Origin of the sequence: Saccharopolyspora sp. NPDC050389 (assembly GCF_040655595.1) — a bacterium.
Classification (GTDB): domain Bacteria; phylum Actinomycetota; class Actinomycetes; order Mycobacteriales; family Pseudonocardiaceae; genus Saccharopolyspora.
On record NZ_JBFAKG010000102.1, the window covers coordinates 26,674 to 32,718 of the forward strand.

Consider the following 6,045-nt stretch of genomic DNA (forward strand, 5'->3'; position numbering starts at 1 on the left):
ACCGGTGTTGACGGGCGGTTGTGACGCCCCAGCGGCGTCGGGAGTTCTTTTGTGATTACTTCCCCACCAACGTCACACAGGGGACCCAACGACCGCATGTCGGCGACCACGAAGTTCGCCTCCGGGCAGTGCTCCTGCGCGTACTCCACCATCTGCGGCGAGCAGTCCAGGCCCGTGACGCGGTAGCCGCGCGCGGTCCAGTAGCGGGCGTCGCGGCCGGTGCCGCAGCCCACGTCCAGCAGCCGCCGCCCCGCTCCGAAACGGTGCACCAGGTCATCGACGAACCGGGCCGCGAGGTCCTCGGGATCCGGGAACCGCTGCTCGTAGATGGCCGGGTTGTCGGTCAGGAAGTTGGCGCTGACGATGTTGGGGCGCAATGCGAATCTCCCGTTCTCTGGTCTGGTCCGATGCCGCCGCGGCGATCCAGCACCAGCACCGCGAGCGCCGAACACCCTCCGATGAGGACGCACAGCGCCGATGGCAGCCACGACCATTCATCGCCGGAGAGGTCGGTCAGCCAGCCGATCAGCGCGTTGCCCGCGGCCGCCGCAACACCGGAAAGCAGGTAGAAGACGCCGAAGTAGGTGCCGGAGAGCTCCCGCCCGCCGAACGACGGGATCAGCTCGTAGACGAACGGCTGCGCAACCATCACGCCGAGCGCCAGGAACAACGCCGTGATCAGCACCGGCGCTAGCCGGGCGAAGGTCTCCCCCGCACCTGCCGCGGGCGTCGCCGGGACTGCGGCCGCGGCGATCGCGGTGGCGACGAAGCCCGCACCCATCAGCCCGAGCCCGATCGCGATGGCCTGGCCGCGGCTCCACCGGCGCTGGGCCAGTTCGGTGATCCGCACCTGCAACGCCAGCGTCGCCGCCGTGGAGACCAGGAAGATCACCGCCACCGCGCCCGCGGATCCGGTGAGCCGCTCGGCCTGCATAGGCAGCACCAGGTAGAGCTGGTTCTGCAGCGCGAACATGCCGGTGAGCGCCCCGGTGAAGGCCAGGAACCGGCGATCGGTGAGGACGCCACGCCAATCCGCCAGCACCGACGTGGCGGGGCGCTCGACGCGGCGGATCGGCAGAACCGCGACCTGTGCGACGGTCAGCAGCGCGAAGACCACTGCGGCGACCACCGCGGACAGCCGGAAGCCGACCACCATCAGCACGCTTCCCAGCAACGGGCCCAACAGTGCCCCGGCGTTGGCGAAGATGTTGAACAGCGAGAAGGCCTCGGCGCCCCGGTCGCCCGCCTCCCGCGAGAGGTAGGCGCGCACGGCCGGGTTGAAGAGTGCCCCGGCCAGCCCGCTGAGCACGGATGCCAGCAGCAGCACCGAAAACGACGTGCCGATGGCGAACAGGCCGAAGCCCACCGCGCGCAACGCGCATCCGGCGACGATGACGCCCCGCGCGCCCAGCCGGTCCGCCGCCGAACCGCCCAGCAGGAACAGGCCCTGCTGGCTGAGGTTGCGCACGCCGAGGACGATCCCGACCAGCATCGCCGACAGGCCCAGGTCGTGGGCGAGGTATCCCGCCAGGTACGGGATCAGCAGGTAGAACCCGGCGTTGACGCCGAGCTGGTTGACCAGCAGCACCTGCACGGCCAGTGGGAAGCCGCGGATCAGCCGCCACGTCTTCATAACGGCACCACCGGGCGCACCCCCAATCCGCGGTCGCCGGCGATCCGCAGCACCCCGTCATCGCCGCCGATCCCGGTCCACGGGTCGTGCGCCAGCAGCAGGTGGCCGTCCAGATCGACCCAGCGGGCGAAGCCGGTGAGGTGCACGGCCGGGGCGATGCCGAGCGAACTCGACACCAAGCAGCCCAGCATGACGTCCACGCCGTTGTCCCGGGCGATGCCGATGATCTCCCGAGCGGCCCGGATTCCGCCGCACTTCGGCAGTTTCACGTTGACGCCGTGCACCCGCGAGCCCAGGACGCGCACGTCGGCCGCGGTGGCGGCGTCCTCGTCGGCGATGACCGGGATCGGCGACCGGGCGGCCACCTCGGCGAGCAGATCCGGCGTGCCCGGCTTGATCGGCTGCTCGACCGCGTCGATCTCGTACTCCGCGACGGCCTTGAGCAGCCGGACCGCCTGCTCCGGCGCCCACGCCCCGTTCGGGTCCAGCAGCAGGCGAGCGCCCGGCGCAGCCTCGCGAATCGCCGCCAGGCGCGCGAGTTCCTGCCGCTCCTCCCCGGCCCCGAGCTTCACCTTGAGCACCGTGAAGCCCCGGCCGGTGAGCTCGCGCGCGGTCCGCACGGCGCGCTCCGTCGGCATGATGCCGATCGTGTAAGCCGTCGGCACGGGCTGCCAGTGCGCCGTGCCCAGCGACTCGAAGACCGGCACACCGCGCAGCGTCGCGACCAGGTCATGCACGGCCGAATCCAATGCTGCCGACACGCCAGGCGAAGCGTTGAACGCGGGAACCCGGCCAGGATCGGTCACGCTCACCAGCACCTCGCGGGCGGCCGCCAGCTCCGCCTCGATGCGCTCGACCGTCAAGCCGTAGTACGTACTGGTGACGACTTCGCCGCGGCCGACGACGCCGTCGTGCTCGATCTCCACCACGACCGCATCCCGCTCGGACATCACCGATCGCGAGATGCGGAACGGTTCGCGCAGCGCGAGGCCCCGCACCGCCCAGCTCAGCCTCATGCCGGAACCTCCAACGCCAGCAGCGGATCCGACACCAGCCGGCACCTCGTCCACCCCGTCGCCTCCACCGCGGGGTGCGCGATCTCCACCGGCCGGGTCGCCGTCGGCCCGGCCAGCAGGCCACGCGCGCGGCAGTAGTCGTCGTCGAAGATCGTGCCCAGGTAGCGGTGCGGCCCGTCCGGGAACACCGTCACCACGTGCGCGCTCGGCTCGACCCGCGCCGCCCACGCCGACACCAGCGCCACCGCCCCGGTGCTCCAACCGCCGGTGATGAACGCCTGCCGGGCCAGCGTGCGGCAGGCCTGCACCGCCTCGCCGGGCCCCACCCAGTGCACCTCGTCGAACTGTCCATATGCGACGTTGCGCGGGTGGATGCTGCTGCCCAGCCCGCGCATCACGCGAGGCCGGGCGGGCTGCCCGAAGATCGTCGAGCCGACGGTGTCCACGCCGATCAACCGCGCCTGCGGCCACCTGCGCCGGATCGCGCGGATGGTGCCGGCGCTGTGCCCGCCGGTGCCGACGCTGCACACCAGCACGTCCACCTGGTCGATCTGCCGGGCGATCTCCTCCCCCAGCGCCTCGTAGCCCGCCGGGTTGTCGGGGTTGTTGTACTGATCGGGCCAGAACGCATCCGGCCGCTCGCGGCGGATCTGCTGCACCCGGTCCAGCCGGGCCTGCTGCCAACCGCCGGCCGGATGCGGCCGGTCGACCACCTCGAGGCACGCGCCGTGCGCCCGGAGCAGCGCCCGCATGGCCGGTTCGAGCTCGTTGTCCACGACCAGGACCACCGGATGGCCCAGCGCCTGCCCGGCGAAGGCCAGGCCGACGCCGAGCGTCCCGCTGGTCGACTCGACCACCGCCGCGCCCGGATGCAGCTCGCCGCGGCGCCGGGCCCCGGTCAGCATCGAGACGGCCGCGCGGGCCTTCATCCCGCCCGCGCTCAGGCATTCCAGCTTCGCCCAGAAGCCCGGCTGCGGATGCGGCAGCGCCGCGCTCACCCGCGCCAGCGGGGTGTCGCGGAGCAGGCCGAGCAGATCCGGATTGCCCCACATCAGCGCACCTCCGTGCGGTAGCGGTAGACGGTGCTGGGGCCGCCGTCGAGCCAGAAGAACGGATACGGCTCCGCCGAGACGGCGGTGACTCCGCCGCCCAGGAAGCACGGCAGGATGCCGCTCGCGGACTGGGCGAACATGACCAGCGGCTTGCCGGTGGCCCTGGCGTGGTCGAGCAGCGGCTGGAACGTGCCGTTGCCGACGACCATGCCGGACGCCAGCACGGCATCGCAGCCGTCGAGCGCCGCGACGGCATCGGTGACGACCGGCTCGCCCCACTCGGTTTCGCCGCCCTTGAGGTCGCACGCCACGTAGCCGGTTCCGCGCTCGCGGAGGTGGTGCAGCAGCGAGTTGACGACGCCGATGACCAGCACCCGCCGGCTCGGAGGCAGCAGTTCCACCACGGATTCGGCTCGGTGCAACGACTTCCGCAGCGAGCTGCCCCGACCGATGACGACCTCCTCGGCATGGTCGTGATGCGGGCGCAGCCACTGCAGGTAGGCGTCCAGCGCCGCGATGCGCACCGCCGGCAGCGGGCTCCGCAGCAGGTCACGGACGGGCTCGCCGACGCAGCCGAGGACGACCTCCTCGGAGATCTCCCCCGGTTCCACCGCGCAGGATCCCACCGCGTCCTCGACCCGCAGGCTCAGCACGTGGTTCCGGTACGACCGCGCCCGATCCGCGTGCCGCACGCCCTGCTGGGTCAGGAATCCGACGCTGACCTGCGCTTCGTCCGCGCCGAAACGCCCACTCAGGACCTGCTCGGTCAGGTCCTCCACCGAATGCGGCGTCACTCGCCCGCCTCCGCGACGGAGCGCACGTCGAGCCCGGCGACGAGCGCCTCGGCATGGGCGCGCGCCGCCCCGCGACGGCCGCTGGTGACCATCACGTGCCCGAGGTAGTTGTTGTTGCTGGTAGGGGCACCCGCCCGATGCCCGGCATCCTTGACGACCCAGTCGACCACCGTCGGATCGGCCGCCAACTCCGCAACCCCGCCGATCTCGGCGATCGTGCCTTGCCGGGGCGGGAGCAGGAACGAGATCGCCGCGCTCTCCGCGCCGGTGTCGACGCGGTGCAGATCGGGCTTCTCCCCCAGTGCGATCTGGGCGTAGACCGCGGCCAGGTCGATGCCGGTCACCCGCCGGATGAGCTCGGTGATCTGATTGCCCGCCGGACGCGGGTTCACCTCCACCACGCGGGGGCCTCGCGGCGTGAGCTTGACCTCGGTGTGCCCGACGATGTTGTCCAGTCCGAGCGCTTCGACGGCGGCGACGGCGGTTTCCGCCACGGCCTCCGCAGTCGCGGCGTCCAGAGCCGCCGGGAACATGTGCCCGGACTCGACGAACCACGGCTGCCCGGCGACGCTCTTGTCGGTCACGCCGACGACCGTGGTCTCGCCCTGGAACGTCACCGTCTCCACGCTCACCTCGGGGCCCGTGAGCAGCTCTTCCAGCAGCACAACGGGATTGCGCCGCTGACCGCGCGCGTTCACCGGGAACGCCAGGAGCTCGTTGTGCGCCTCGCGCAGCTGGCCCGGCCCGTCGACCCTGCGCACGAACATGCCCGCGCACAGGTCGACCGGCTTGATGACCAGGGGATATCCCAGCGCTTCTGCGGCTTCTTCGAGGCCGGAGGCCGTCTCCGCGAGGGCGAACGCCGGGCCCGGGACGCCGGCTTCGCGCAGCGCCTTGCGGGTGAGGTCCTTCGAGCACGCTCGCTCGACGGCGTCCGGTGGTGCGCACGGGAGGCCCAGCCGTTCGGCGGCTTTCGCGGCGGCTGCCAGGTAGTAGTCGCAGGAGGTCAGCACCCCGTCGAACCCCAGGACCGGTTGCAGGCGCTCCAAGTGGTTCAGCAGGCGCGGCACGTCGTTGGTCTCGACGGTGAGCAGATTGTCCGCTCCCAGCAACGGATGCAGCCCGGATGCGGATCTGGCGCGCAGGTAGTGCTGGAGGTCGCGGGTCACGAAGCTGAACCGGTGGCCGCCCTCCCTGATGCTCCTCGGCAGCAATGTGCTCATCGCACCGACCCAGCTTTCCACCAACAGCAGGTGGCCCACTCCGACTCCCTTCGAACACTTACGCGACGATCGGTGATGATAATCGTTTTCAACAGATTGGGCAATTCGCCCGGGAGTGTGATGTTGAGAGGCGAGCGAAGGCGAGCGAAGGCGAGCGAAGGCGAGCGAAGGCGAGCGAAGGCGAGCGAAGGCGAGCGAAGGGTTGGGGTGGTGGTTGTTTGCGGGGGTTGACCTAGTAGGGCTTTGTTAGTTGTTGATCTTCTGTGGGATGATCTACGGGTGATCCCCGCAGAGTTGGATGCCGTTCGTGACCGTCTTGAGGACTTC

6 protein-coding genes are annotated in these 6,045 nt (G+C 71.0%); all 6 read right to left on the reverse strand.

Annotated elements, in window-relative coordinates; genetic code table 11:
- A partial coding sequence (locus AB0I53_RS41410; protein WP_358614612.1) for a class I SAM-dependent methyltransferase occupies positions 1 to 377 on the reverse strand: 377 nt, incomplete at its 3' end.
- Complete coding sequence (locus AB0I53_RS41415) at positions 344 to 1,633, reverse strand: MFS transporter (RefSeq protein WP_358614614.1); 1,290 nt, start codon at positions 1,631 to 1,633, stop codon at positions 344 to 346. The genes AB0I53_RS41415 and AB0I53_RS41410, both read right to left, overlap by 34 nt.
- Positions 1,630 to 2,649, reverse strand: coding sequence for a dipeptide epimerase (locus tag AB0I53_RS41420; RefSeq protein ID WP_358614616.1), 1,020 nt, complete (start codon positions 2,647 to 2,649; stop codon positions 1,630 to 1,632). Before AB0I53_RS41420 ends, AB0I53_RS41415 begins: the two co-directional genes overlap by 4 nt.
- Complete coding sequence (locus AB0I53_RS41425; RefSeq protein WP_358614618.1) at positions 2,646 to 3,701, reverse strand: PLP-dependent cysteine synthase family protein; 1,056 nt, start codon at positions 3,699 to 3,701, stop codon at positions 2,646 to 2,648. Before AB0I53_RS41425 ends, AB0I53_RS41420 begins: the two co-directional genes overlap by 4 nt.
- Complete coding sequence (locus AB0I53_RS41430; RefSeq protein ID WP_358614620.1) at positions 3,701 to 4,495, reverse strand: DUF364 domain-containing protein; 795 nt, start codon at positions 4,493 to 4,495, stop codon at positions 3,701 to 3,703. Before AB0I53_RS41430 ends, AB0I53_RS41425 begins: the two co-directional genes overlap by 1 nt.
- Complete coding sequence (locus AB0I53_RS41435; protein ID WP_358614622.1) at positions 4,492 to 5,757, reverse strand: ATP-grasp domain-containing protein; 1,266 nt, start codon at positions 5,755 to 5,757, stop codon at positions 4,492 to 4,494. The genes AB0I53_RS41430 and AB0I53_RS41435 overlap by 4 nt, the downstream gene beginning before the upstream one ends.
- Between the last annotated feature and the right edge of the window lie 288 nt (positions 5,758 to 6,045).

Bases quoted from the DNA above. Each gene is read 5' to 3' on its own strand.
- AB0I53_RS41415 (WP_358614614.1), bottom strand. From the start codon at position 1,633: ATGAAGACGTGGCGGCTGATCCGCGGCTTCCCACTGGCCGTGCAGGTG.
- AB0I53_RS41425 (WP_358614618.1), bottom strand. From the start codon at position 3,701: ATGTGGGGCAATCCGGATCTGCTCGGCCTGCTCCGCGACACCCCGCTG.
- AB0I53_RS41420 (WP_358614616.1), bottom strand. From the start codon at position 2,649: ATGAGGCTGAGCTGGGCGGTGCGGGGCCTCGCGCTGCGCGAACCGTTC.